The sequence below is a fragment of the Candidatus Sororendozoicomonas aggregata genome (assembly GCF_031528575.1).
Classification (GTDB): Bacteria; Pseudomonadota; Gammaproteobacteria; order Pseudomonadales; family Endozoicomonadaceae; genus Endonucleibacter; species Endonucleibacter aggregata.
Window position 1 is genome coordinate 1 of record NZ_JAVLSP010000053.1, and the last position, 26,454, is coordinate 26,454.

At 47.2% G+C, this 26,454-nt stretch carries 20 protein-coding genes; 14 read left to right on the forward strand and 6 right to left on the reverse strand.

Annotation, left to right across the window (positions count from 1 at the left end):
- Positions 1 to 91: 91 nt before the first annotated feature.
- Positions 92 to 610, reverse strand: coding sequence for a tetratricopeptide repeat protein (locus V4C51_RS10980; protein ID WP_330926206.1), 519 nt, complete (start codon positions 608 to 610; stop codon positions 92 to 94).
- Between the two features lie 525 nt (positions 611 to 1,135).
- On the opposite strand from V4C51_RS10980, the gene V4C51_RS10985 reads away from it, so the two are divergent.
- Positions 1,136 to 2,305, forward strand: coding sequence for a 1-acyl-sn-glycerol-3-phosphate acyltransferase (locus V4C51_RS10985; protein WP_330926207.1), 1,170 nt, complete (start codon positions 1,136 to 1,138; stop codon positions 2,303 to 2,305).
- 53 nt (positions 2,306 to 2,358) lie between these two features.
- The gene (locus tag V4C51_RS10990; protein ID WP_330926208.1) at positions 2,359 to 2,955 is read left to right on the forward strand and encodes a CoA pyrophosphatase; all 597 of its coding nucleotides are present in this window, start codon (positions 2,359 to 2,361) and stop codon (positions 2,953 to 2,955) included.
- A 268-nt stretch (positions 2,956 to 3,223) separates the two neighbouring features.
- Here V4C51_RS10990 and V4C51_RS10995 read toward each other — a convergent pair whose 3' ends face one another.
- Together V4C51_RS10995 and V4C51_RS11000 are read right to left on the reverse strand one after the other, a co-directional pair.
- On the reverse strand, positions 3,224 to 4,486 hold the full coding sequence (locus V4C51_RS10995) for an HlyC/CorC family transporter (protein WP_330926209.1): 1,263 nt from the start codon (positions 4,484 to 4,486) through the stop codon (positions 3,224 to 3,226).
- Positions 4,487 to 4,500: 14 nt separating this feature from the next.
- A complete protein-coding gene (locus V4C51_RS11000; protein WP_330926210.1) occupies positions 4,501 to 5,298 on the reverse strand; it encodes a cytochrome C assembly family protein in 798 nt (265 codons plus the stop codon).
- Between the two features lie 433 nt (positions 5,299 to 5,731).
- Here V4C51_RS11000 and V4C51_RS11005 point away from each other — a divergent pair, with 433 nt between their 5' ends.
- Both V4C51_RS11005 and V4C51_RS11010 read left to right on the forward strand, forming a co-directional pair.
- Positions 5,732 to 7,486: a hypothetical protein gene (locus V4C51_RS11005; RefSeq protein WP_330926211.1), complete on the forward strand. Its 1,755-nt coding sequence runs from the start codon at positions 5,732 to 5,734 to the stop codon at positions 7,484 to 7,486.
- Positions 7,487 to 8,053: 567 nt separating this feature from the next.
- Positions 8,054 to 9,940, forward strand: coding sequence for a hypothetical protein (locus V4C51_RS11010; RefSeq protein ID WP_330926212.1), 1,887 nt, complete (start codon positions 8,054 to 8,056; stop codon positions 9,938 to 9,940).
- Positions 9,941 to 9,962: 22 nt separating this feature from the next.
- On the opposite strand, the gene V4C51_RS11015 is transcribed toward V4C51_RS11010, so the two are convergent.
- Positions 9,963 to 10,661, reverse strand: a complete 699-nt coding sequence (locus V4C51_RS11015) for a hypothetical protein (RefSeq protein WP_330926213.1) — start codon at positions 10,659 to 10,661, stop codon at positions 9,963 to 9,965.
- A gap of 323 nt (positions 10,662 to 10,984) precedes the next feature.
- On the opposite strand from V4C51_RS11015, the gene ffh reads away from it, so the two are divergent.
- The 4 genes from ffh to fdxA all read left to right on the forward strand — a co-directional run bounded on the left by ffh (position 10,985) and on the right by fdxA (position 16,823).
- The gene (gene ffh, locus V4C51_RS11020) at positions 10,985 to 12,397 is read left to right on the forward strand and encodes a signal recognition particle protein (RefSeq protein WP_330926214.1); all 1,413 of its coding nucleotides are present in this window, start codon (positions 10,985 to 10,987) and stop codon (positions 12,395 to 12,397) included.
- A 129-nt stretch (positions 12,398 to 12,526) separates the two neighbouring features.
- Positions 12,527 to 13,480, forward strand: a complete 954-nt coding sequence (gene corA, locus V4C51_RS11025; protein ID WP_330926215.1) for a magnesium/cobalt transporter CorA — start codon at positions 12,527 to 12,529, stop codon at positions 13,478 to 13,480.
- 359 nt (positions 13,481 to 13,839) lie between these two features.
- The gene (gene mutS, locus V4C51_RS11030; RefSeq protein ID WP_330926216.1) at positions 13,840 to 16,422 is read left to right on the forward strand and encodes a DNA mismatch repair protein MutS; all 2,583 of its coding nucleotides are present in this window, start codon (positions 13,840 to 13,842) and stop codon (positions 16,420 to 16,422) included.
- A gap of 77 nt (positions 16,423 to 16,499) precedes the next feature.
- Positions 16,500 to 16,823, forward strand: a complete 324-nt coding sequence (gene fdxA, locus V4C51_RS11035) for a ferredoxin FdxA (protein WP_330926217.1) — start codon at positions 16,500 to 16,502, stop codon at positions 16,821 to 16,823.
- A gap of 190 nt (positions 16,824 to 17,013) precedes the next feature.
- On the opposite strand, the gene V4C51_RS11040 is transcribed toward fdxA, so the two are convergent.
- Positions 17,014 to 17,145, reverse strand: a complete 132-nt coding sequence (locus V4C51_RS11040; RefSeq protein WP_330926218.1) for a hypothetical protein — start codon at positions 17,143 to 17,145, stop codon at positions 17,014 to 17,016.
- Between V4C51_RS11040 and V4C51_RS11045 the strand changes: the two genes are divergently transcribed.
- Together V4C51_RS11045 and V4C51_RS11050 are read left to right on the forward strand one after the other, a co-directional pair.
- Positions 17,144 to 17,506, forward strand: coding sequence for a hypothetical protein (locus V4C51_RS11045; RefSeq protein ID WP_330926219.1), 363 nt, complete (start codon positions 17,144 to 17,146; stop codon positions 17,504 to 17,506). The genes V4C51_RS11040 and V4C51_RS11045 overlap by 2 nt on opposite strands.
- A gap of 505 nt (positions 17,507 to 18,011) precedes the next feature.
- Positions 18,012 to 18,593, forward strand: a complete 582-nt coding sequence (locus V4C51_RS11050; RefSeq protein ID WP_330926220.1) for a putative adhesin — start codon at positions 18,012 to 18,014, stop codon at positions 18,591 to 18,593.
- 126 nt (positions 18,594 to 18,719) lie between these two features.
- Here V4C51_RS11050 and V4C51_RS11055 read toward each other — a convergent pair whose 3' ends face one another.
- Positions 18,720 to 19,232 carry a hypothetical protein gene (locus V4C51_RS11055; protein ID WP_330926221.1) on the reverse strand — a complete coding sequence of 171 codons (513 nt, stop codon included), beginning with the start codon at positions 19,230 to 19,232 and terminating at the stop codon, positions 18,720 to 18,722.
- An 882-nt stretch (positions 19,233 to 20,114) separates the two neighbouring features.
- Here V4C51_RS11055 and lon point away from each other — a divergent pair.
- The 4 genes from lon to V4C51_RS11075 all read left to right on the forward strand — a co-directional run bounded on the left by lon (position 20,115) and on the right by V4C51_RS11075 (position 26,289).
- Complete coding sequence (gene lon, locus V4C51_RS11060; protein WP_330926222.1) at positions 20,115 to 22,547, forward strand: endopeptidase La; 2,433 nt, start codon at positions 20,115 to 20,117, stop codon at positions 22,545 to 22,547.
- Positions 22,548 to 23,083: 536 nt separating this feature from the next.
- Positions 23,084 to 24,751 (forward strand): glucose-6-phosphate isomerase, encoded by a 1,668-nt coding sequence (gene pgi, locus V4C51_RS11065; RefSeq protein ID WP_330926223.1) that lies wholly within the window; start codon positions 23,084 to 23,086, stop codon positions 24,749 to 24,751.
- 440 nt (positions 24,752 to 25,191) lie between these two features.
- On the forward strand, positions 25,192 to 25,788 hold the full coding sequence (gene lexA, locus V4C51_RS11070) for a transcriptional repressor LexA (protein WP_330926224.1): 597 nt from the start codon (positions 25,192 to 25,194) through the stop codon (positions 25,786 to 25,788).
- 87 nt (positions 25,789 to 25,875) lie between these two features.
- Entirely contained in the window at positions 25,876 to 26,289 is a 414-nt protein-coding gene (locus tag V4C51_RS11075) for a hypothetical protein (protein WP_330926225.1), read from the forward strand.
- The last annotated feature ends 165 nt before the right edge of the window (positions 26,290 to 26,454 follow it).

Below are 26,454 nucleotides of genomic sequence, written 5' to 3' on the forward strand. Positions count from 1 at the left end.
TCAAATAGCCCCACTATTATCCTCAGAAGCAGAAATTTTTATCCTCAATTTCTCGTAATCCTCGCTACGGGCGCTATTCTCGGTCAGGCTCCTAGTCCAAATACAAATCATGAATCTGTTCGGCAATGATTTTCGCTGAGTTAAGCTGTTCTTCTGAAAGCATCCCTGTCAATTCACTTACCAGTGTTTGCGCTTCTTTTCTCTCCCCTGAAGGCGTCCGCAAGCTTAATGTTGCCCAGATATAGGCGCCAATCAGATTTTTGTCCGTCCCTTCACCATAATAATAAGCCCTGGCCAACTCGTATTTGGCAGCATTATTTTTTCCTTCATTACCCGCCGCCCTTTCAAAACAAGAAAAAGCCCGTTTTGGATCTTTCGGGGTTCCGCCAAGGCCATCCCTATAAATGCGCCCTAACCATAACAGCGCATCACCATTTCCCTGTTTGGCATAAGCTTCCAGTGCTGAAACAGCCCCCTGGACATTGTCTTTTGATGCCTTCACTGACGCAACAGCCTGTTCTATATCGGCAGGTGTTCCAGCCGGACTACTCGCCAGAACAGGGTTTGCCATTATAAGCGCGCTGGCTAACACGAGTCTTTTGATGCTCATCAGCGAAATATTCCTGTTTTCCACAAAAAGCCGCTATTATACGCCCAAGTGTTTTACAAAGCCCTACAAATTCTTATACATAATGACACTGTATAGGAGCCTGTCGGACTTAAGACAATTTCGGCCTGAAATCCAGAAAGTGCGAGAAAGTGCGAGAAAGTGCGGCCAGAATTTCCGATCAATTTGCTTAAACAGGTCAACTATTCGCACAAATTGATCGAAAATTCTGACTCGCCCTACTGAATTTTATGCTCGAAAGCATAAGTCCGACAGGCTCCTAGGAGGCTGACCGAGAATAGCGCCCTTAGCGAGGATTACGAGAAATTGAGGATAAAAATTTCTGCTTCTGAGGATAATAGTGGGGCTATTTGACGAAGAAGCAGGAATTTTTAGACCAATTTATCGCAACCGCAGTAGGGTAGTCTATTCTCGGACAGGCTCCTAGCGGTATATTATTGGACTTTGCAGCGACAGTAGCACTGATTTACCTTTTTGACATTGCCCGCAACTGATGATTCATACCTGATGCAAGAATTTGAAGAAATAAGACCCTACGCCGACAGTGAAGTACGCCCGGTACTGGAAAAAATACTACTTGATGGCCACTTCCTGAATACACTTGCCAGATACAACTATCCGACGCTGACCAAGCATTTCGGGCAACTGATGCAACGGCTGACCAGTGTCGTTATGGGCTACAAGCTCAGGGGTATCAATGATGTCAAAGGCTTTCAGCGTGCCATTGAACCATTCCTTTCAAAACTTATCACCAAAACAACCTCCAAGGTGACCTTTTCCGGTCTGGAAAACCTGAAAACAGGCACTTCCTATCTTTTTTTATCAAACCACCGCGATATTGTCTTAGATCCCGCGTTTATCAATTACGAACTTTATTTCAATGGCTTTGATACGCCACGCCTTGCCATTGGTGACAACCTGCTTGGCCTCCCCTTTGTCAGTGATCTGATGCGTCTGAACAAAAGCTTTATTGTAAAACGCTCTGTTCAGGGCCGTCGTGAGAAACTTCATGCTTATCACACCCTGTCTGCCTATATTCATCATTCCATTGATACCGGCCATTCTGTATGGATTGCGCAAAGTGAAGGGCGCGCCAAAGACGGTAACGATAAAACAGATACTGCCATCATCAAGATGATGCACATGAGTAAAAAAAGCAAAACCACCACGTTTTCTGACAGTATTCGTTCATTAAATATCGTCCCCATAGCCATCTCTTTTGAATATGACCCCTGCGATGCTGATAAAGCAGCCGAGCTATACCATAAGGCGACACATGGTCATTACGAAAAACAAAAAGATGAAGATATGCGCAGCATTGCCAAAGGGATAGAAGGCTATAAGGGGCATGTTCATGTTGCCTTTGGCACGCCCTTGACACGCGGTTTTGACCATGCCAGTGAAGTGGCTGATGCAATCGACCGGCAAATACTCACTAACTACCGACTGCACCCATCAAATTTTTTAGCCTGGGACATTATCAAAACAGAGCATCCCCATATCAAGGTGCCAGCGTTGCATACACTGTTTCCTGATGCTGAACTGAAACGCCATCAAGAAAAATTTCAGCAACGCTACCACCGTATTAATGACGCGCACAAGCCCTGGTTTATTGCCATGTATGCCAACCCCGTCATTAATCACTACAATGGACAATGGCAAGTAAATTGCTGTTAAGTCAGTACACGAATCGGATATGATTAAAACATCATGACAGACGGTGTAACAGGATGCTGGATCTGATTAAAACGCGATTATCGAATCATCAACCTCGAACCATTCAATCCACATTACCCCAAGCCGCGGTGCTGATTCCTGTGATACAGACAAAAGAACCCGCGATTATCCTGACACGCCGTTCACCCCGACTTTCCACACACAGTGGCGAAGTCGCCTTTCCCGGTGGTAAACGAGACGCTGATGACAGCTCCCTTGAAAAAACAGCACTACGGGAGTCGTTTGAAGAAATTGGCCTTTGTCCTTCCTCTGTCACCCTGGTTGGCGAGATCAGTACAGTGGTGTCGCTCTTTGGCATTGCTGTCACCCCCTTTGTGGGGTTGGTTCCAGAATATATTGATCTGACCCCCAATGCTGACGAACTCGATCGTATTTTTACAGTCCCCCTACCCTTTTTACTGGATCAAAAAAATTTATCAATCGCCCGGCGCAAAGGCTCCAACCGCCCTTTTGCCATGCCCTCGTATCAATACGGTGAATACACCATATGGGGGCTTACAGCCATAATGATTGTCGATTTTTTAAATGTGACACTCGATGCAAACATTCCATTTTCCCCACCACCGTTTGAAGCAGTGAAACAGACCTGATATCCCAATACCACTATCAGGCACACTTATGTCCCATAGGCTTTACCCGATAAAGCGTCATCCAGAACAGGGAAACAAATCAACAGAGCTTACAGGTAATCAGCACTAGGAGCCTGTCCGAGAATAGCGCCCTTAACGAGAATTAGAGAAATTGAGGATAAAAATTTCTGCTTCTGAGGAGAATAGCGGGGTTATTTGATGAAGAAGCAGGAATTTTTAGACCAATTTATCGCAACCGCAGTAGGACAGTCTATTCTCGGACAGCCTCCTAGGGCGCCAAAACGACTTTAACCGTCCGTATCCGGTTATCTTTCACCTGCAATATTTCAAATCGATACTCACCTACCATAAGACAGACGCTGAATTCAGGAATGAACTGCATTTCCTCGGTAATCAACCCACTGATTGTTCGCGCTTCGTCTACAGGCAGATTCCAGCCGAGGGCACGATTAACATCACGAACAGATGCAGCACCATCAATAATATAACTGCCGTCTTCCTGTGGGGTAATATCCTGGCTGGAGTCGGAGACATCAGTGGTAAAATCACCAACGATTTCCTCTAGAATATCTTCCAGGGTCAAAAGCCCCTGAATATCTCCGTACTCGTCTACAACCAGTGCCACACGTTCTTTTACACCCTGAAAATTAAATAGTTGGGTGTGCAGAGGAGTGCTTTCAGGGATGTAATACGGTTCAATGGTTTCCTGTAATAAAATGGCTTTATTGATTTCCTCAAGGGACAGCAAACGTGCCACTTTTCGCATATGCAGCATTCCCACGATATTATTGATATCACCCTTATAAACGGGCAGGCGGGTATGCTGGCACTCCCTCAGCTGATCGAGAATCACATTAATATCTTCATCAATATCAAGACCTACGATTTCATTGCGCGGCACCATGATATCGTCAACACTGACCTTTTCGAGATCGAGAATCCCAAGCAACATACTACGGCGCTTCTGAGGCAGTCTGCGACCGGACTCATTCACCAGCGTTCTTAATTCATCCGCATTAAGCTGGTCACTGCCTGTATCCCCCAGCTTGATACCAAAAGGCTGCATAATCAGGCCGCAGACCCAGTTCAATACCACCACCAGCGGATAACATAATTTCAACAGAGGGACAAGGACAATAGAAGCTGGAAAAGCAATCCGTTCAGGGTACAGGGCGGCCATTGTTTTAGGGGTGACTTCACCAAAGATCAACACCAGTATTGTTAAGGTAATCGTTCCGATGGCAATGGCGTAACCATTATCGCCCCATAACTGCAAAGCAACCATTGTTGTCAGCGATGATGCCAGAATGTTGACAAAATTATTGCCAACCAGAATCACCCCGATCAGCCGATCCGGGCGCTCCAAAAGCTTGGCTGTCCGCTTGGCCGCACGATGGCCTTTGCGAGCCAGGTGACGAAGCCGGTACCGATTAATGGCCATCATGCCAGTCTCAGCACTGGAAAAAAATGCCGACAACAGTAACAGTAAACACAACACGCCCATCAAAGCGCTAACAGGTACCTGACTCAAAGTGCTCCCCAGTTTTATTTTACAGCGAGTATATTAACGGCCAAACGCCAGCCAAAATACGATAATATTAATAATAAAAATCCAGCTAAAATCCAGCGCATAGCAGTCAGCCCTCGCCAGCCCCACAGTCTGTGTCCCAGTAACAATCCTGTAAATACACACCAGGCGACCAGGGAAAACACCATTTTATGAACCAACTGCTGGCCAAACATGTCTTCAAAAAAAAGAAAGCCACTTAGCAACGACAGTGTCAGAAATATCACCCCCACCAGCAGAAACTCAAACATGAGCCGCTCCATCGTCTGCAATGAGGGCAGAGCCTGTAAAGTACGTTTTTGACGATGGTTTCTTAGCTGATATTCCTGATAAGACAACAATAACGACTGAAAGGCCGCCACCATCAGCAACCCATAAGCCAGCACCGAGATCAGAACATGCACCACCATCGCTGGGGGAGGGCGCCAGATAACAGAGTGGACAGGCGATAACCAGGCAAACACGAAAGCCAGCATCGTGAACGGCAAAATAAACAATAACAAACTCTCTGCTGGCTTTCTGAGGCTACTTAGCAATACTACCAGGGTGACCATCAGCGTCGTTAATGAAGCAATGTTCATCACGCCCAGATTAATACCCTGTTGTGTATGAATAGCGCAGAAGAGCGCCACCGTATGAAAAATCGCACCTGATGCAGTAAAACCTAACACCTGCGCCCGGCGAGCGGGCAGCTTGCCACGAATACACGCGAACTGCCCCAACAGGCCTGTCAAATAACACACCAATGCACCAACACTGACCAGCATGACATTCATTGACTCTGCTATACCCTTCCCAAACCCCGCAGACAAGCACCCGAGTGTGTCATAAGCCGCCGCCGAACACCAGTACTGTCAGAATTTATAGCAGATATGGCACAAGGAGCAAAACACCCGACACTCAACAAAGTCGACAGTTTTTTTCCACTCACTGAAGTTACCGACTATATTGCATGAGCCCCCGTTGACCAATGAGTTAACGCAGCGAGGGGTTTTTGAGTCCATTGAGGGCTATCTTCAGGCAATATTCTGGAAAACGCCGACCAGAAGACCAGAAGACCAGAAGACCAGAAGGCATAGTACTCTTGCGTATGTTAGCCCAGAGCTGGACGAGTGAAAACGAGTGAAAGAAAGCGGCTGACCCTGGTGTCAGTGTATCGAACAACAGACTGGAGATAATCCGGGTATTTTATCTAAACCTGAGGTTACTATGACTTATCCAAGACTACTCAGCACCCTTTTATCTGCTTTAACCTTGTTATCATCACCGGCACTGACCCAGACCTTGAAAGAAAAAATTGACCCGGAAGCCACTGTCCTGGTGTGGTTTGGCTCCTTCGATCCGGTGCACAATAATCGTATAGCGACAGCGCAAGCAGCCCTGAAAGAAAAGCCTGAAGCAAAAATAGTTATCATCGCCAACAATACCAACAGCCATAAACCCAACCGGTCTGACTTCAATCATCGATTCAATATGCTAAACCTTGCTTTTGAGGATGAGCGCCGGGTGATTATTGCAAAGGAGAATGATTCCGAGGTACTGAAAATACTGAAAGATAAAAAAGCGACGATTATTGGCTTATCGGGCGGCGACTTACTGGAACTCTATAACGAGATAGGGGACAGCGCCTTACCCTCCATTACCGAGCCTGACGGGTGTAAAAAAAAATTCAAGCCCAATAGCTGGTTGATTCACAACCAAACCAGCCAACCCGCCCCGGATATTCCCAATCATTTCCCCGGTACCGTCAGTTTTATTCCCTCGCCTGAAGGCACTTTTAATCCGAAACTGAACTCCACCCTGGTGCGGAAAGTCTATATGACTGACGACGTGAAAGCATTATTGCCTGCCAAGGTCATGGAATATGCCCGTCGCCATCATCTTTGGGAAACAGCTGACGATCAAAAAATCCGTGAAACATTAGCGGCCCGAAACTGGGAGGTCGAAAAGCACTTCAGTGGGGCTAATAAAGATACTGTTGTCCTTGTTAAAGACAAAAGCTCGGGTGAAAAGTTTGTCGCCAAGATTACCGACAACCAGCAACGTTTTTTAGATAGTAAAGATGCGGATAAAATTATCAGAAACTTACTGGGCCACGGTCTTGATTTTGGTGATAGCTGGCAATTGCTTTCGCCAACGTTGGTGAAAACAGAACCGCTAATCCTTCAGTGTAACGATGAATCTGAGGATCAAAAACAACGTTTCTTACTACTGTGGGAATATATCAACGCGCCCAATGGCATTGATTATATCAATCAGCAAAGCACCTCATCCCAAAAAGAGGTTCTTGATGTTGTCGCTAAAATGGGTCAAACCTTTAGGGTAATACAAAACTTGAGTGAATCTGCCACAGACGCTGAAGTAATAGCTAAAGCGCCTGATTTCAAGAAAGAAACTACTATTATAGAAAAATTTTTAACAACGGCACAAGAAAAGGAACTGCTAGATGCCAATGAAGCAGCTATCATCAGGAATAAAGTTCTAAATCTCAAAACTGGTGCCAGTAAAAACGCTGGTGAAGGGGAAAGCCCCCCCATAACTTGTTTACACCTTGGCGATGCCCACATTGGTAATATGCTTGTGGACGCGCGGAAGAAGCGTATTTATTTAATTGATCTGGATGCTATGACGGAGTGCACCGCCGTAGATGAAACGGGCAACCCCCTGCGAATCAGCTTTACAGGCTCTCCTTATTTCGAATTTCTCCATGCATTATCTGCCTTGGATGTGATTGCTTCAAGGGATTGGCAAAATCTTCCTATGGAGTTTGTTGATGAAATCAAAGATTGTTTTACAAAAAGTTTCGATTTAACTGAAGAAGAGCTTGATCAAGATATCGTAACATTGCAATTCATTACAGCTAAACTATTTTCCATGCGATTTAAAATAAAAGACAAAGACACTTTGACTGAAGAGCAAAAAGAGGAATTTAAAAATCGTCTACGTAACATTCGTCTTTTATAAATGGGTTTACGCCAGCATTTCGATCCTGTGACTGCGAGGAGCCTGACCGAGAATAGCGCCCGTAGCGAGGATTACGAGAAATTGAGGATAAAAATTTCTGCTTCTGAGGATAATAGTGGGGCTATTTGACGAAGAAGCAGGAATTTTTAGACCCATTTATCGCAACCGCAGTAGGGCAGTCTATTCTCGGACAGGCTCCTAGCTGCCTGACGTTTATTTTCTGCTATTTTCTGCAAAGGAATAACTCGTATCAATCATCAGATGAAATCAGGGGGGGGTAAAATCTGGCAGTGTTCCTTTATGATTTGCAGGTTTAGAATAAGCGCCGCTCTTTCTTATGAAATTTAATCACCTCCTTTTTGTATCAGAAGTACTGCTTCGGGCAGGATTGGCAAACGGGTCATTCAACCAGTATCTGAAATCTGTATATTTACCAAGTAGCCGCACACTAAAGCCCCCCCCTAAAATACCCATAAAATTCACCTTTTTCACCTACTGTAATCACCCCATCATGGTTCTCTGCTATAAGACAGTAGGCTAACTTTATCGATTCAGGAACTGAAATACATGACCCGCCGGTTGCGCTTGCGGAAAAAAAAACAAGCAATTAACGACCTTAAACTGGAAGAACGCGGCCTGCGCTGGCTGGAAAAAGTTGCCCGAGCCCCCCACCAGGAACCCTGGCGCATCACTATTGTACAGTACGCATGGACAGCCGGCCCGGTTTCACTGATTGCTGCGGCCGGTGGCTGGTATATGGGCTACGGCACTGGCATGCCAATAGAAAAAACACTGTATTTTCTTGGCTACTCTATCATCGTAATTATTCTGGGTCTGGCCTCGAAGTTCATTTACACTATGACCCATGGCCGCCGGATGGAAAAAGACCGTGACAGCCTGCTTGATACCATTGACCGTATCCCCGAGCTGATTTATATCATCCGCGACCTGGCCCAGCGAAACCTGTCGGAAGACTCCCGTCGTATTCACTCTGCCGGCATCTTGCTACGAAAACTGGATCTCGGCCCTGAATGGGTCGCCACCGCCATTGAGGATTTAACGGGCAACCCGACGCTGGCCAAGCAGGCGGAACGCATTGAAATTTTCAGACGGGCAGGTCTGTATAATCGTATGAGAGATATCATCGAAGACGCCCGTGAGGATGTAACGTCTGCGTGCCAGGTTCTGAAAGAACACCATCCCAGAATCGCAGAAGCCATGCAGCAACGCATGAGTGGCATTGTTTTGACCCCACATCACGGACAAAAGCGGGGTATCTTGTTCATTGAGCGGATTCTCACGGCCATTGAGCAAGATAATGAAGCATTGATGACCCTGCACGATGTAGAGGAAATGCTGACCCTATGTTTTGAGCTGATCTGTGGCCGCAAAATTGCCTACCTCAAAATAGAGTATACCGGCCAGTGGGATTTAGCCAAAGCCCTCGATAAACTCGAAGAAGAGCGTAATGACTACCGCATCAGCCGGGCACGGGTCTACTCTCGCCTGAAAGCATTAACGAACTACCTCAACAGCACAGGTATCAATACCCAAATTGTTTCAGGACAAGGCATTAGCTTGCATACGTTGCTTACCGCTACGGTTAAGGCTATGGACACCCTCAGCCATCAGGTTCGTGAAGCCCGTAAGCTGGCTGTCCGTAAAGACAAACACCTGATGGCGCTGAATATAAAGACCCAACAACTGAGTAAAGCCCTTGGGCTCTATAATGAATGCCATAAAGCCTATCTGAAGCAGGGGCGGGACAGCCAGCGGTTCAAACGGGCACTGAAACACTGGCAGACCAAGGCCAATGAAGTACAGGAATCCCAAAAAGAAAGCCTGAAACGCAGCCTGACCGTTTCAGAGCAAATCATTGAGCTTGATGACACCGAAAAAGTCGCTGTCGCTCGTCGACTCAATACCTTTCTGGAAGAGTCTCGCTTGAGAAAAAACAGTATCCGCCTCGATGAGCCTCTTCCCATCTCGGAAAAAGACGTGACTGAAACCCGGGCACGGGAAGTCGCCATTGAAATAGCCTCCATTCTTGATCCTTACATTGCCCTGCACGACCCTCAGATCCAACGCGCTATCGAAGGCGCCAACGCGTCCAGCCTTGCCTCCCTGGAACCCGGAATGAGCGCGAAAACCAAAGCCGCCCTGGGCGAAGCCATGGCGAATGCCGTTGAAAAAGACCTGGCAGCTTCAGCAGAAAAACTCGCCCAGAACCTGATCCGCTATTACCAAGTGCCCTTAAGTGAAAAAACCATCGAATTTATGGTCAATATCTACAACGCTAACCGTGAACGACTGGAGTTTATTGCCCGTTATGAAACCCCCCTCAGTGCCAAGCACTCTTTGGGTAATGTTGCTTTGATTAAAGTTCCACCGGCTAAAGCCAACTGGCAAATTGAGCTATCTAATGGCCGTAGGGTCATCAATCACCTGAAATAATCAACCACTGGCATGCATCACATCAACGTTGAGAACCAACCGAGGGGGGAAGTATGCCTTGAACCGCTTCGTCGGTAACAGGGGGTTCTAAGCTTTTTTCCTGCTGCGCCGGGAAACGACTGGTCGGCCCACACAAAGGGACAATGTTGTGATTGCCTCGTACAACCTTGACCCTCATGAAGTCAGGCAGCTGGATTGGAAAACAACAGCTACAACAAAATATCGTGTTAAGAAACAGTTGAAACGCACCAACACTCTCATGGGAACACGGTGAATACATTAATGGGGATATAGAACTACCAACATACCCTGAAAGGAATCCAACTTTTATTAGATCCAGCTCATAACAACTGCGGGTAAACCTGTCCAAAAAGTCGTCACAACCAAGGCAACACCCCTTAAAAGAAATGAGTCCACACTGACGTAACCCTGCTTCGTGAAGGCTTACAATTAATCGATTGGGATTATGCTCAAACTCACCTACTCCATGTCCTACTAATAATATTTTCAAATGAGCGTCGTTAAATAGTTTTAAGCACCCCGTTGTTAAGGGGTTGAGGTGATTCTCATCAAGTTTATTCCTGGAATTTTCTGTCAACGTCTCAAGGTAAAAAGCACCTTTAATATTATATTTTAATACGTTAAATCTAATCGTCGATGCTATTATTGAATCGTAATCAGAAATGACTATAAGAATAATACCAGACCATTTATCAGACATAAGCAAACTCCACTTCAGTGCAACACTACTATGGAAAGTTTTCTCAAGCTGGCACCCTGAGAAGGCAATAACGGTGATTAACACGACTTAAAACCCGACCATACTTCTAAGACTGCATTGATAGCAATGTCCAGTACCAAAAAGCCTCAGAAGATACGTGATTTTAGTTTCACCGGGCGTTCAGCGGCAATAACAAAAATTCTTCCATGTACCCACCTCTGAGAAACAGGCATGATAGTCTGACCGTCGGGCGGCAAAGCCTGTATAAATCCTATATAATGCTGTGAAACTGTGCAGAATCTACGGTTCACTGGGCGAAAAGAATGTTTGAGAATTTAACTGAACGCTTGTCCCATACGCTGAGAAGCGTGACAGGCAAAGCAAAACTAACTGAAGATAATATTAAAGATACCCTGCGTGAAGTGCGCATGGCATTACTCGAAGCAGACGTATCCCTGCCTGTGGTGCGGGAGTTTGTTAACCGGATCAAAGAACGGGCTGTGGGTCAGGAAGTCCAGTCGAGCCTGAGCCCCGGACAGGCATTTGTCAAAATTGTCCAGAACGAACTGATTAACGTGATGGGTGCCGCTAACGACACCCTGAACCTGGCAACACAACCACCTGCTGTTATTTTAATGGCCGGTTTGCAAGGGGCAGGTAAAACCACCTCTGTGGCCAAACTGGGCAAATTCCTGAAAGAGCGCCACAAGAAGTCCGTCATGGTCGCCAGTGCTGACGTTTACCGTCCGGCGGCTATCAAGCAGCTGGAGACCCTTGCCAGCGAAACCAAACTGCGCTTCTTCCCTTCCAGCACCGACCAAAAACCTGTAGACATCGCCAATGCAGCCATCCAGGCGGCAAAAGTCAAGCATGCCGATGTCTTGATTGTTGATACGGCCGGCCGCCTTCATATTGATGAAGGGATGATGGATGAAATCAAGGCGCTACACAGCGCGATCACTCCCATCGAAACGTTATTCGTGGTGGATGCCATGACCGGCCAGGATGCCGCGAATACCGCAAAAGCCTTTAATGAAGCATTGCCTCTGACGGGTGTCATCCTTACCAAAGCCGATGGTGATGCCCGGGGGGGGGCAGCCCTTTCCGTTCGCCATATCACCGGCAAGCCAATCAAGTTTATGGGTGTGGGTGAAAAAACAGATGCCCTGGAACCTTTCCACCCTGACCGGATTGCCTCCCGTATTTTAGGCATGGGCGATGTGCTTTCCCTTATCGAAGAAGCAGAAATGAAGCTCGATAGGAAAAAAGCCGATCGCCTGGCCTCCAAGCTGAAGAAAGGGCGGGGCTTTGATCTGGAGGATTTTCGCGACCAGCTCCTGCAGATGAAAAAAATGGGCGGCATCACCGGCGTCATGGATAAACTCCCCGGCATGGCCGGTATGGGCCAGCAAGCGCCTGGTCAGGTGGACAATAAAATGTTTATCCAAATGGAAGCCATTATTAACTCCATGACCCCGAAAGAGCGAACCAATCCCGATATTATGAACGGGTCGCGCAAAAAACGGATCGCCGCAGGTTCCGGCACACAGATTCAGGACATCAACCGACTCATCAAGCAGCATAAGCAAATGAGCAAAATGATGAAAAAAGTCACTAAAAAAGGCGGTATGTCCAAGCTGATGCGTGGCCTTGGCGGGATGAAAGGCCAAATGCCCGGTGCCGGTGGTCTCGGCGCTATGTTACCGCCGGGGGGAGGGAAGAAATTTCCTTTCTGACACGCTGGCTCAATTGGCTGTCAGTGGCTCCGGGACTTAGGTGCAGTAGAGCTATTTAGCGGTCGCATTCTCATTGAAAGCCCTTTATACTCGCGCGCTGATTCTGAACTTCTTGTTAGGACAGGCTCTATGATCAATGCCTACAGCGTGCACAACAGCCAGTTTTCCGTGGATAGAGTTGATACTTCATTCAGCCCATCGGGCGGAACAATATGGCTGGATGTGGCAGAACCCAGCGCTGATGAGCATCAATGGCTGACACGCTATTATCCCGGTTGCCTGCCTGATGAAGAAGAGCTTCACGAAATTGAGGTATCCTCCCGATTTTTCGAATCAGATGAAGGCATCCATATCCGCTCATTATTTCCCCACCGTTGCGGGCATGAGCTGCGTAACGTCAATATTGCTTTTGAATTACGTGAAGACAAGCTGATCACCTTGCAGGATGAACCCACAGCGCTCTTTCGACTAATGCGCAACTACCTGAAAAGTCAGCATGTGAAGGCCGACAAGCCCCTGGACATTATCATGAACCTGTTCAGTGCCAAAGTGGAATATTTAGCCGATACACTGGAAGAGGTTTATGAAGAACTCGAAGCCGCCAGCCAGACCGCCCTTTCTGAAAACACAACAGATGCTGATGACCTGTTACGCAATATCACCTTGCAGGAAGATCTCAATGGCAAAGTCCGGCTGAACCTCCTTGATACCCAACGCTCCCTGCGTTACCTGCTACGCACCTGTTCCCGCCTGCTCAGTGACGCCCAGCACGAAGAAATTCGGGATATGCTGCGTGATATTGACTCATTAACGCCCCATACCGCATTTTTGTTTGAGAAAATCAACTTTCTGATGGAAGCCACCATGGGTTTTATTAATCTTGAACAGAACACCATTATCAAGATTTTTTCCGTGGCGGCGGTGATTTTCCTGCCCCCTACGCTAATTGCCAGTATTTATGGGATGAACTTTAACTACATGCCAGAGTTACAAACGCAATGGGGCTATCCAATGGCCTTATTTCTGATGCTGCTCAGTGCCGTGGGAACCTTTGCTTTTTTCAAACAAAAACGGTGGCTCTAGGCGCCTGTCGGACTTATGCTTTCGAGCATAAAATTCAGTAGGGCCAGTCAGAATTTTCGATCAATTTGTGCGAATAGTTGACCTGTTTAAGCAAATTGATCGGAAATTCTTGCCGCGCTTTCTCGCGCTTTCTCGCGCTTCCTGGATTTCAGGCCGAAATTGTCTTAAGTCCGACAGGCTCCTGGGTTGGTGTCCATCCACTGCTCGTTCATTGTTGACCCTTTCTGACAGACAAGCTGTCCCACTTGACTTTGCTGTCATTCAACCTATTACTTAACTGGCCTTGATAATGGTACTATCAAAAATTCCGCACCTGAGACCGGGTGTTTTCTCAATGGCACAACACCGATAAGTTTTCTATGGATTCAGTTGTCACCTCCTCACACACACCCATGATGCAACAGTATCTGCGCATAAAACAGCAGCATCGCGAACACATGGTGTTCTATCGTATGGGGGATTTTTATGAACTCTTTTATGACGATGCCAAAAAGGCCGCACGCCTGCTGGATATTACCCTGACCGCCAGGGGCAAGTCCGCCGGTGAGCCTATCCCTATGGCTGGCATACCTTACCACAGCGTCGAAGGGTATTTAGCCAGGCTGGTTCGTTCAGGCGTCTCCGTAGCCATTTGTGAACAGGTGGGCGACCCGGCAACGACAAAAGGGCCAGTCGAGCGCAAGGTCACGCGTATTTTAACGCCAGGCACCGTGAGCGATGAAGCACTGCTCGATGAGCGCCAGGATAACTTTTTGATGGCGCTGACTTGCCGAAAAAACACCTACGGCCTGGCCATACTGGATATTAACAGTGGTCAGTTTTCGGTCATTGAGGTTAAAGGCGTCGAAGCGCTGCTGTCAGAAATTGAACGAATCAACCCGGCAGAGCTGTTATGCAATGATGACCACAACTGGCCAGAGAGTATCACCCAACGATCAGGTGTCAGTAAACGTCCCCCCTGGGATTTTGATGAAGCCACCGCCATCAGCCAACTCACCCAGCAATTCAACACCAAAGACCTTAACGGGTTTGGTTGCGCCCATCTCACTACAGCCATTGAAGCCGCTGGCTGTTTGATTCAATATGCCAAAGAAACCCAGCGCACGGCACTGCCCCATATTCGCGCTCTGCATCAACAAAACCGGGATGACGGGGTTATTATGGATGCCGCCACCCGGAAAAATCTGGAGCTGACGGTCAACCTCAACGGTCAGCGGGAGAATACACTGGCTGATGTGCTCGATAATACCGCCACTGCCATGGGTAGTCGATTGCTCGGGCGCTGGCTTAACCAACCTCTTCGTCATCTGCCAGCCTTAACTGCTCGTCAGCAGTCGGTGGCTGCCATTAAAGCCGATTTTCATTTCGACGGTTTGTTCAGCGTTTTGAAAGGCATTGGTGATATAGAGCGAATCCTGGCACGGGTAGCCTTGAAATCGGCCCGTCCCCGCGACCTGGCCCGACTGCGTGACGCATTGCTGCTGTTACCCGAACTCCAGCAGCTCCTTGGCGCTATCGACAATGGACAAATACAACAATTAGCACAAAGCATCAGTGAACACCCAACGCTGGCAACACTGCTCACACGCGCTATTGTTGACAACCCGCCTGTGGTTATCCGTGATGGTGGCGTGATAGCTGAAGGGTATGATGCCGAACTTGATGAGTTACGTTCCCTCAGCCAAAATGCCGGTGACTATCTTGTTCAACTGGAACAGCGCGAACGTGAGCGTACCGGGCTATCGACGTTGAAAGTCGGCTTTAACCGTGTCCACGGGTATTACATTGAACTGAGCCGTCGTGAGTCTGATGACGCGCCCGTGGACTATATACGACGACAAACGCTTAAAAACACGGAACGCTTTATTACCCCCGAACTCAAAGCGTTTGAGGACAAGGCCCTGTCCAGTAAGAGCCGATCCCTGGCGCGGGAAAAGTCCCTCTACGATCACTTATTGGATGCTCTCGTTGAGCAATTAGCCCCCCTCCAGAGCTGTGCCCTGCACCTTGCGGAATTAGACGTACTGACCAACCTGGCTGAGCGGGCAGAATCCTTGAACTTTTGTCAGCCTGAGCTGGTATCGTCACCTGGCATTTATATCGAAGAAGGTCGACACCCTGTGGTTGAAAAAGTGCTTACCGACCCGTTTGTTGCCAATAACACCGATTTACACGCCAATCGCCGCATGCTGGTGATAACCGGCCCCAATATGGGCGGTAAATCCACCTATATGCGCCAAACCGCATTGATTGTATTAATGGCTCATATCGGGAGTTTTGTGCCTGCCACCCATGCCAAAATTGGACTGGTGGATCGTATTTTCACCCGAATAGGCTCTTCCGATGACCTTGCCGGTGGCCGGTCTACCTTTATGGTGGAAATGACCGAAACGGCCAATATCCTGAACAATGCCACCGCGCAAAGCCTGGTCTTGATGGACGAGGTTGGACGAGGCACCAGCACCTTCGATGGACTCTCCCTCGCCTGGGCCAGCGCCCATTACCTGGCGGACACCCTCAAGGCTTTTACCCTGTTCGCAACACACTATGTTGAATTAACGCAACTGCCGGATCACAGTAACGGTGTCGCCAATGTGCACCTCAATGCCACCGAACACAATGAACGCATTGTTTTTCTTCATGCTGTTCAGGAAGGCCCTGCTAGCCAGAGCTACGGCTTACAGGTGGCACAATTAGCCGGTGTGCCAAAACATGTGATTCACCAGGCGCAGCAAAAGCTCGCCGCTTTGGAAAGCAGTGACGCGACCAGCGCGGACAAACCCGAAGCAGCACTGCCTTCTGTCACACAGCACTATCAGACGGATTTATTTACCGCGCCTGCCCCGCACCCTGCCGTTGAACAGTTGGAGCAGCTACTGCCCGATGATCTCACGCCCCGCCAGGCTCTAGAGCGGTTATACGAACTTAAAGCGCTGGTGTAAGGCACAGTTGGTAAGCCATTGGTAAGCTGGTAGAATCTGATCCATTTGATCATGCTTGACATGGAGTAAATCGCGCCATGGCTTTCGTAGTCGGTGAAAACTGTATTAAATGTAAGCACACAGATTGTGTTGAAGTCTGTCCAGTGGACTGTTTTTATGAAGGACCGAATTTTCTGGTCATTCACCCTGATGAATGTATTGACTGTGCGCTGTGCGAGCCTGAGTGCCCGGTTCAGGCCATTTTCTCAGAAGATGAGCTCCCTGACGATCAGCAACAGTTCATTGAGCTCAATGCTGAACTGGCCGAAGTCTGGGACAACATCACAGAAATGAAAGACTCTCCCCCTGATGCGGATCAGTGGGATGGGGTAAAAGGCAAGCTCAAATACCTGGAGCGTTAAGACGCTAACCTCTTCAGGGGACAGTTCGTAGACGCTGTTCATTAAAAACCATGAACAGCTTCTCAGACAAGCGTTAACCTTAAGGGTAAATGAAAGGGTGAATGAGCTGATTTCAATCAATAGTCTGAAAGTCCTTTACCTCAGGCAATTGACTTTTTGCGCAGTGCTGAAAAATCACCTTGACGCTTGTTCAAGTTGGCAACAATGGCACATTGCTCAGACCATGGTAGATAGAAAAACCATTGGTATTAGTTGTTGTGGTGAACATAGAAGACTGCTTTAATGGGGCTTCTATTAACCCCGTGTAAGCGTGACTTTCCATGAATACTGCACAGATTTCCCTCGACATCCCCTGCGGCTATGCTGCTGACCCAGCATTACACCCCCAGTGGAAGTCGATGTGCATGTACACTCATTGGATACATCACAAAAACTACCATTGCCCGCTATACACCTGGCTGGCTATGGGGCAGATCGACCACAGGGCCAAAGGTACCTCAACCTGCTATTTCCTGTATATCGAATACCGCCGTCACGGCGGTGAAAGCCACTACCAGTGGAAAATCTTTGATACATTGGACGATGCCCTGGCTTTCCAGGCACAAGGCGTTGCCACTATGGTACTACCCATGATCAGCCCTGCCCAGACGCGTAAAATTAAAATCCCTGCGACTGTCAGCTGATTAATTGATTAAAAGGAGGAGCCGGGTGTTGCTCTGAATTGAGGTATTAAAAGTCAGGCGGAAGGACCGCATTCAGTCTTTCTGCTTTCAATAGCGACCTCTCAGCTCCACCAGACGCTTCTTGTTCCACCAGTTAACGTGGGCTTCTTCAACCGGATAACGATACATCTCAATAAGCACGAGCAGCCATATGTCACCGACAGGCACAATACAGTATTAACAATAGCTTTATCAGGATTGCCGAGCTTTTTCAGCCTTGTTTTGTATTTTGCACTATGCAGTATTCCCCATTAACAAGATTCTTGAGTTGATTGCGCAGCCCACGACAGTAGATTCACGCAGACTAAAAAGAAAAAAATCACCAATGTCAGGCTAACCCGCCAGGTTTAATGCGGCTGCCAACCACAGCAAGGGCGCAAAAGACCCTGGGTCTGAAACAGGGGACTTTATCACCAATATCAGATCAAAAAACTATTACGTTTCAGTAGCTTACAGGAGGTGCTCGATGATACCCAGTACACCGGCATCAACTAATGACGTAATTTTTCACCAAAAACGAACCACCGCTGAATCACTTAATTTGGTTGGCCCCTTAAAGCGTATCAGCCCGAGAAGGACTCACCCGTACCTGCCAAATGGCAGGCAGCGCGTCGTATTTGAAGGGCATGGCCTGATTCATGCCAAGGGTGGAAATATTAAAGTGCCTGATGCTACCACTATTACGCTCTATACCGGAATGAATTGCTCATTACGAGAAAAAGCAGGAAGAGCGATTGCAAATAACGAAAAACTACCTGTGAGCTTACGCTATAAAGGCACTGATAATAAGTATGGCTGTCATGAAGCCGATATTTTTGGTGCCAGATCCTATCTGACAGGTCATCGCAGAACCTATTTTGGTGGAGAAATGGTACCAAACTTAATTCTTTATCCGCCATCATTCCTGGGGGTATCCGATGATTCAGTGATCACTGAATACCCAAAGTCGTTAAAAATTCTGTTAACTGAACATCAAGGCAAGGACTGTCACTGGGCGGCTTGTACTGTCGTTCTACAACAAAGTACGACCACCGATAGTCAAGCCTGAAGAGCCAAACCTGAAGAACGCGGAGTTGGCGTTCATTGGTGGCGTATAGCGCATTCAGGAGAGTCGACTGGTATCACTACCCCAGCCCAAACCAACATTTCATTCGACTCACTCGACTCATTCGACTCACTCGACATTGCCCCTTATTTTTTTGCTGCACTTGATATTCAAAACATTGGGTTCAACCTGGTGACCCGTTATATCTATCATAAAGTTGTCAGGATTTTTTAACATGTCTATTTTCGGATTTGCCGCTGTAGGCTTTGTCCATGAAAACATGCCCTCAATTTTTCCAGTATCATTGTTTCGCACGTGAAAGTCCTGGGTGCTTTCCGTCAATGAACACCCCAATGCAGAATCATAATGGAGGCGGACAAAACAAAAGTCGTCACCCTTGGTGACTATGCATTTAGGGGGACCATATACGCCTAACATGCACACACCATGACCACTGGCTTGAAGTGTATAGCCTTTTTTTGAGTAATGTGGTTGCCCCCTGGAAATGGTATCTTTAATGAAAATAAAGGAATTTCTGCTATAAGCGTTGCTCATAACGGATAAGCTCAAGACGCCAGTAAAAAAAACAAACGACTTTTTCACGATGAACTTTCTGACTGGTAATATCAACTTAATACCCATGATGAACTCCTACCTTCCACTACTACCAGTACCAGGAAGACTTAGTCAGAAGAAAATTTTGCTATCAGTACCCCTTGCTAGGAGCCTGACCGAGAATAGCGCCCGTAGCGAGGATTACGAGAAATTGAGGATAAAAATTTCTGCTTCTGAGGATAATAGTGGGGCTATTTGACGAAGAAGCAGGAATTTTTAGACCAATTTATCGCAACCGCAGTAGGGCAGTCTATTCTCGGACAGGCTCCTAGGAGCCTGTCGGACTTAAGGCAATTTCGGCCTGAAATCCAGAAAGAGCGGCCATATTTTCCGATGAACTTGCTTAAACAGGTCAACTATTCGCACAAATCCATCTGACTCACTCTACTGAATTTCATGCTTGAAAGCTTAAGCCCGAGAGGCTTCTAGGCAGATGACCGCCGCTAACCCACCAGAAGGCGTCTTTTCCCATTCATTAAACCTAAATTAATCAGTTGAAATCAGCACCTTTGTTAAAGTCCATACGAGCGTAGGTTTATAACCATTTTGCACATTCACCCAAAAGGGGTGTTATAAAAATGCGCAAGCCCAACTGTCACAAGGAATAGAAGGAGTTTACAAAATTCAACTGCGGAATTTAGGTTAAACCAGAAAATGTCTGTTGTATGATCGGGTCAAACACCGGGTTTTTCTGCCACCGCGTGCCGACTGCCTTGCCTCGGGCATTTCTCCGGCAAACCAGAAATCAAGTATATCCTGATCATGTTGTTTTATCGTGCGCCCGCCTGATAAAAGAGTAACAAATATGTCAATTGCTACCCTATCGACCATACTTAGTAATACACAGCACCAACGTTCTGTATAGAGACAGCCCTCAACCCTACCAAAGCGGCGTAAATGTAGACGACTATGGCAAAGACAAAAAAGAATCCGCCAGAGTTTATTGCTGGCGATGAGAAAACAGAAGAATCTGGCAAAGAATTGACACTACCTGTTAACGACTTGCCTGACAAGTTATACCTTATCCCTGTATCCAATCGTCCTTTCTTTCCCTCACAGGTGCAGCCACTGGTATTCAGTAAAAACCTGTGGGAAGAAACCTTACAGCGTGTCAGACAGAGCAAACAAAAAGTAGTGGGACTCAGTTATTTGGGGGGCATCCCCGCAGGAGAAGCCACGCCTGATGATTTTCCGAAAACAGGTTGTGTCGTCAAGGTTCATAATTTTGTACTGGACGACGACCAAATTCAATTTATCTCTTTGGGTGTTCAACGATTTCGTATCAAACAGTGGTTGCGTAAAACTCCGCCTTTTTTAGCACAAGTGGAATACCCTAAAACCAACACCGACGACAGTGATAGTGTTAAAGCCTATGCATTGGCTCTGATCCAGGCCATTAAAGAATTGATACCGCTTAATCCACTGTACAGTGAAGAGTTAAAAAATTACCTTAATCGTTTCAGCTCAAAAGAACCTTCCCCATTAGCTGACTTTGCGGCAGCCATTACCACAGCCCCTGGTGCTGAGCTACAGGATATCCTGGAAACCCTGCCCGTCCTGCGACGTATGGAAAAAGTGTTGATTCTCATCAGAAAAGAGCAGGAAGTCGCCCGTCTGCAGACAAAAATCAATGCTGAGGTTAACCAGAAAATCAGCAAGCACCAGCGCGAGTTCTTCCTGAAAGAGCAATTAAAAGTCATCCAGAAAGAGCTGGGAATTTCAAAAGATGACCGCACAGCCGAAATTGAACTCTTTGAAGGACGAATGAAAAAGCTTGATGTTCCCAAGGCTGCTAAAAAGAAAATTGATGATGAACTGAAAAAACTGTCCATCCTGGAAACAGGTTCACCTGAGTTTGCTATCTGCCGTAATTATCTTGACTGGGCAACGTCAGTTCCCTGGAACCATTTTTCAAACGACTTGCATGATTTAAAAAATGCCCGGGATATCCTCAATCAGGAGCACGATGGCCTTGATGATGTGAAAGACCGCATTATTGAATTTTTAGCGGTAGGCGCTTTCAAGCAGGAAGCCTCTGGTTCCATTATGTTGCTGATTGGTCCTCCAGGCGTGGGCAAAACCTCCATTGGGCGCTCAGTTGCAAAAACCCTGGGTCGAAAATTCTACCGCTTCAGTCTCGGCGGTATGCGAGATGAAGCAGAAATTAAAGGTCATCGACGTACGTATATTGGTGCATTACCCGGTAAACTGGTTCAGGCGCTGAAAGAGGCTGAGGTCTCCAACCCTGTCATTATGCTGGACGAAATCGATAAAATCGGTGCCTCATACCATGGTGATCCTGCTTCAGCTTTACTGGAAGTCCTGGACCCTGAACAAAACGGGGAATTTCTGGATCATTATCTTGACATGCGCATCGACCTATCCAGAGTTCTATTTATCTGTACTGCCAATCAAATGGATAGTATCCCTGGCCCGCTCCTTGACAGGATGGATGTCATACGACTATCTGGGTATATTACAGAAGAAAAACTGGCTATTGCCAAAAATCACCTCTGGCCAAAGCAATTAAAAGTAGTCGGCTTATCAAAATCACAACTGAAAATCTCAGATGCCACCTTACGCAAGATCATTGAAGGTTATGCACGAGAAGCAGGCGTTCGACATCTGGAGAAACTGCTACAGAAAATTATCCGTAAAGTTGTGGTCAAGCTAGTGAATAAAAAGGCCAAAAGCTTTTCTATCACCATCAAGGATCTGGAAAACTACCTGGGTTCCCCCTATTTCAAAAAAGAAAGGCTGTTTCAAGGTCCTGGCGTTATGACTGGCCTGGCATGGACATCAATGGGCGGCGCAACCTTACCCATAGAGTCCAGCGTCGTACATCATCAACGCGCAGGTTTTAAATTTACCGGACAGTTAGGCGACGTAATGAAAGAGTCAGCTGAAATTGCCTTCAGTTACGTCTCCAGTCAGGCAACACGTTTTGGTATAGCCCCTGACTTTTTTGAAAAAGCATTTATTCATTTGCATGTTCCCGAAGGCGCAACACCCAAAGACGGACCCAGCGCTGGAATTACCATGGCCAGCTCACTCATTTCCATGGCTACAGGGAGAATTCCCAGCCCCATTGCTATGACCGGTGAATTAACCCTCACTGGGAAGGTACTGGCCGTGGGCGGCATTCGGGAAAAGGTCATTGCCGCCAGACGTCAGGGTATTAACGAGTTAATTATTCCTGAAGCCTGCCAGCGCGATTTTGAAGAACTCCCCGGCTATATAAAGAAAGGGGTCAACGTTCACTTTGCCAGTCATTATCACGATGTCATCAGGCACTTATTCCCCGTAAGGAAAAAAAGCCCCTCTCACCAAAAAAAGCGATAGTCTACCCCTATGCGGGGGACAAAACGTTGAGAAACCTCTGAAAATCAATCTGATCTTTTTGCACAACCGTTTTTCAACACCTGCCTGAGCATATCCAGCCCGGGCAGGAACAGGTTTTTAGTCGGCCTCCAGCGCTTGTTTATGGGAGGCTCCATCTTCGCCATTATCTTACCTTTTCCCAACGTCTCAGTATTTTTTCAATCTCCTTATGCTTTTTTTCTGCCCCTGGATTAGCTTCTTACGCCAGTGAGCAGCTTCTCAGGCCTAGGAGGCTGTCCGAGAATAGCGCCCTTAGCGAGGATTGCGAGAAATTGAGGATAAAATTTTTGCTTCTGAGGAGAATAGCGGGGCTATTTGATGAAGAAAAAGGAATTTTTAGATCAATTTATCTCAACCGCAGTAGGGCAGTCTATTCTCTGTCAGGCTCCTAGCCTTACTTACCGTCATTTCAAATTGCTATATTTGTTGTCTCCTTCTACAATCCCTGCCTGAAGTCACAGCCTTCCTTTCCCAAATTTCTTCATGTGGTGAATACCTTGTTCATTCCTGCATCTATCCCTTTAAATCACTACTCAGTTTCTGAACAGTTGGTCTCCCTCCAGCAGAAAATGGCAACAACGCCTATCAAGGACTTGTTCGCTGATGACCCTGCCCGCTTCGACAAGTACACACTGGAAGCCGCCGGCCTTTTTCTGGATTATTCCAAACACCTCATTGATAACAAGGTCATGGACTCCCTGGTGGCCCTTGCCGAAGAAGCCAGACTCCCACAAGCCATCAAGGCCATGTTTTGTGGTGAAAAAATCAACTATACGGAACAACGGGCTGTCCTCCATACGGCACTTCGCTCATTTAATAGTCAGCCCATAAGGGTGGATGGGCAGGACATTATGCCCCTGATTCGTGAAACCCGTGGGCGGATAAAAAAACTCACAGAAGAAGTGCGCTCTGGCCAGTGGCGAGGTCATACGGGTAAACCCATTGAGCATATAGTCAATATTGGCATTGGTGGCTCTTACCTTGGGCTGAAAACCGTCATTAATGCGCTGACGCCCTATCATAAAGCGGGTCTTAGCCATCATTATGTGGCAAACATCGATCCGAACGAAATTTCAGACGTTTTCAGCAAGATAAACCCTGAAACCACCTTGTTTATTGTCGCCTCAAAATCGTTCAGCACACTGGAAACATTGCAAAACGCCCAGGCCGCCAGACAGTGGATGCTCCACCGGGGGTGTTCTGAGGCTGATATTCGCAAGCACTTTATCGCGATCTCCACCAACCTCAATGCCACTGATACCTTTGGTATCAACCAGGCCAACACCCTGCCTCTGTGGGACTGGGTGGGAGGTCGCTACTCCCTGTGGTCCGGTATTGGATTGATGATTGCCTTAGTTGTGGGTTACGACAACTTTGAAGGGTTACTAAAAGGCGCCCAGGCCATGGACCAGCACGTTCAAACAGCCCCTCTGTCAGAAAATATGCCGGTTATTTTGGGGCTGCTGGGCATTTGGTATCAAAATTACTTTGGTGCCCAGTCCCACGCGGTCATTTCCTATGACTATTTCCTGCGCGATCTGCCCGGCCATCTCCAGCAGGTCGATATGGAAAGCAACGGCAAACGCGTCAACCACCAGGGTGAGGAAGTTGATTACCGAACCGGTGCTGTGATTTGGGGTGGCACAGGCACCAATGACCAACACGCCTATCATCAGCTGTTACACCAGGGCACCCAACTCATTCCCGTGGACTTTATTGCCCCTGCCACCACCCATAATCCTTTGGGTGAGCAGCATCGCTGGTTGTTTGCCAATGCCGTAGCACAAAGCCAGGCAATGATGCAGGGCAAAACCATCGAAGAGATCCGAAAAGAATTGGCTGACTCCGGGATGAGCGCTGAACAAATCGATACCCTGGCCGCCCACAAACGCGTCCCCGGCAATCGTCCCAACAGTATGATTGTCACTGAAAAAATCACCCCGGAAACCACCGGGGCTTTAATTGCCCTTTATGAGCATAAAGTGCTGGTTCAAGGCACTATCTGGCAAATCAATTCCTTTGATCAGTGGGGAGTGGAGTTGGGCAAGGTACTGGGGAATCGCGTGTATAGTCAGTTAACAGGCGATCACCAGCCACACCACCAGGACAGCTCAACCACGGGTCTTATTCAGCGCTTCAGGCAGCTGAATAAATCGCGTCTATAGGCGCTCATATAGAAAATCATCGCCAAAAGGTGCCTTGCCCTGGCGCCCTTTTAGGAAATGATACTTTCACTGGCATCCATCCGCGAATTAGCCCATTCACCGATTAATTCCCCGGTCAAGCCAGATGTTTTTGTGGAAAGTGAGTGACCTTGAAAATACGTTGAAAATACCGTGGATAAGCCCAGGTTAACTGAGACTAAGAGCCTGTCGGACTTATGCTTTCGAGCATAAAATTCAGTAGGGCGAGTCAGAATTTTCGATCAATTTGTGCGAATAGTTGACCTGTTTAAGCAAATTGATCGGAAATTCTGGCCGACACTTTCTCGCACTTCCTGGATTTCAGGCCGAAATTGTCTTAAGTCCGACAGGCTCCTGGCGCTTGCATCATAACAAACACTGTATATAATCACAGTTACTGTATAAAAACACAGATTGTTATTATGATTAAGCTTACCAAGCGCCAGTCTGAAATTCTGTCACTCATCAAGTCCCATATTGAAGAGAGCGGCTTTCCACCCACGCGCGCTGAAATCGCAAAAACACTGGGATTCAGGTCTCCTAATGCTGCCGAAGAACATCTCAGAGCCCTGGCACGTAAGGGCGCTATAACGATGATGCCCGGCACTTCACGAGGAATACGGCTACCAGAGCAGACACTGCCCGGATTGCCTGTTATTGGGCAGGTTGCTGCCGGAAGTCCCATTCTTGCTCAGGAACATGTAGAAACACACCTGGAGATTACACCGACATTCTTTTCTCCAAAAGCAGACTTTTTGTTACGCGTTCGGGGTATGAGTATGAAAGATGCTGGTATTCTGGACGGTGACTTACTGGCCGTTCATAAAACCAGCGATGTTAGAAAAGGGCAAATCATCGTGGCTCGGATAGGCGACGAAGTAACAGTAAAACGCTTTGATAAAAAAGGCAACACAGTGTTTTTATATCCAGAAAATGACGAATTTACAACGATTACTGTCAATTTAAAAGAGGACCAGTTTGCTGTTGAAGGACTCAGCGTTGGGGTCATTCGGCATTAATGACTCTTTATGTCCTGTGGCTCTGCCAACCTTTCAGTAACAAGACCGCAGGGTTTTGATTTATCCTCCTTACTTGCAGGGTTTTTTATGTTCTATAATCAGCACAGCATAAGTCACACAAAAGAAACCGCCGCCAGTGCCATTGGCGAGTTAATCCTTTCAGCACACCTGACAAAATCAGGCCAGTTTCTTGCGCCTGTGCTTTCAGGACTTGCCAACACACCAGAAGAGCGCTGGCTGACATTAATTCTTTCAAAAAAAGATACAGCCCAGACATTACAATGGATTCGCACATCGGGTATTAAACAGGAAAATGTTCAGGTGCTTAACCCCAGCACGCCCAATGAATCCATCTCCCTTACCCGGCAAGCACTGGCAGCAGGCACTAGCCATACTGTCATAAGTTGGGTCAATACATTGAAAAAAAGCGATTTGGAAAATCTGGAATTGGCTGCTCAGTATGGAAAATGTCAGGGATTGACCATCAGAAATCGTATCTGACAAGGTAAACCCAAAAAGAGAAAAACCCTCTTACTCTAAAAAACCATACATAAGCGAAAAAATAATGGCTCTTAATGGATTCCGGGGAGTCGTCAGAAATACGGTTTTCCCGACTACAAAAACCGAGTGTTTCAACGTAAAACAGCTTCACTATGAAGCTTTATG

What these genes read in the sequence shown, in the direction of transcription:
- V4C51_RS11040 (WP_330926218.1), bottom strand. Translation starts at nt 17,145, where the DNA reads ATGGAAAGTCACGCTTACACGGGGTTAATAGAAGCCCCATTAAAGCAG.
- V4C51_RS10985 (WP_330926207.1), top strand. Translation starts at nt 1,136, where the DNA reads ATGCAAGAATTTGAAGAAATAAGACCCTACGCCGACAGTGAAGTACGC.
- V4C51_RS10990 (WP_330926208.1), top strand. Translation starts at nt 2,359, where the DNA reads ATGCTGGATCTGATTAAAACGCGATTATCGAATCATCAACCTCGAACC.
- fdxA (WP_330926217.1), top strand. Translation starts at nt 16,500, where the DNA reads ATGGCTTTCGTAGTCGGTGAAAACTGTATTAAATGTAAGCACACAGAT.
- lon (WP_330926222.1), top strand. Translation starts at nt 20,115, where the DNA reads ATGGCAAAGACAAAAAAGAATCCGCCAGAGTTTATTGCTGGCGATGAG.
- V4C51_RS11050 (WP_330926220.1), top strand. Translation starts at nt 18,012, where the DNA reads ATGATACCCAGTACACCGGCATCAACTAATGACGTAATTTTTCACCAA.
- V4C51_RS11010 (WP_330926212.1), top strand. Translation starts at nt 8,054, where the DNA reads ATGACCCGCCGGTTGCGCTTGCGGAAAAAAAAACAAGCAATTAACGAC.
- V4C51_RS11015 (WP_330926213.1), bottom strand. Translation starts at nt 10,661, where the DNA reads ATGTCTGATAAATGGTCTGGTATTATTCTTATAGTCATTTCTGATTAC.
- V4C51_RS11045 (WP_330926219.1), top strand. Translation starts at nt 17,144, where the DNA reads ATGAATACTGCACAGATTTCCCTCGACATCCCCTGCGGCTATGCTGCT.
- mutS (WP_330926216.1), top strand. Translation starts at nt 13,840, where the DNA reads ATGGATTCAGTTGTCACCTCCTCACACACACCCATGATGCAACAGTAT.
- V4C51_RS11075 (WP_330926225.1), top strand. Translation starts at nt 25,876, where the DNA reads ATGTTCTATAATCAGCACAGCATAAGTCACACAAAAGAAACCGCCGCC.
- V4C51_RS11055 (WP_330926221.1), bottom strand. Translation starts at nt 19,232, where the DNA reads ATGGGTATTAAGTTGATATTACCAGTCAGAAAGTTCATCGTGAAAAAG.
- corA (WP_330926215.1), top strand. Translation starts at nt 12,527, where the DNA reads ATGATCAATGCCTACAGCGTGCACAACAGCCAGTTTTCCGTGGATAGA.
- V4C51_RS10980 (WP_330926206.1), bottom strand. Translation starts at nt 610, where the DNA reads ATGAGCATCAAAAGACTCGTGTTAGCCAGCGCGCTTATAATGGCAAAC.
- ffh (WP_330926214.1), top strand. Translation starts at nt 10,985, where the DNA reads ATGTTTGAGAATTTAACTGAACGCTTGTCCCATACGCTGAGAAGCGTG.
- V4C51_RS11000 (WP_330926210.1), bottom strand. Translation starts at nt 5,298, where the DNA reads ATGAATGTCATGCTGGTCAGTGTTGGTGCATTGGTGTGTTATTTGACA.
- lexA (WP_330926224.1), top strand. Translation starts at nt 25,192, where the DNA reads ATGATTAAGCTTACCAAGCGCCAGTCTGAAATTCTGTCACTCATCAAG.
- V4C51_RS11005 (WP_330926211.1), top strand. Translation starts at nt 5,732, where the DNA reads ATGACTTATCCAAGACTACTCAGCACCCTTTTATCTGCTTTAACCTTG.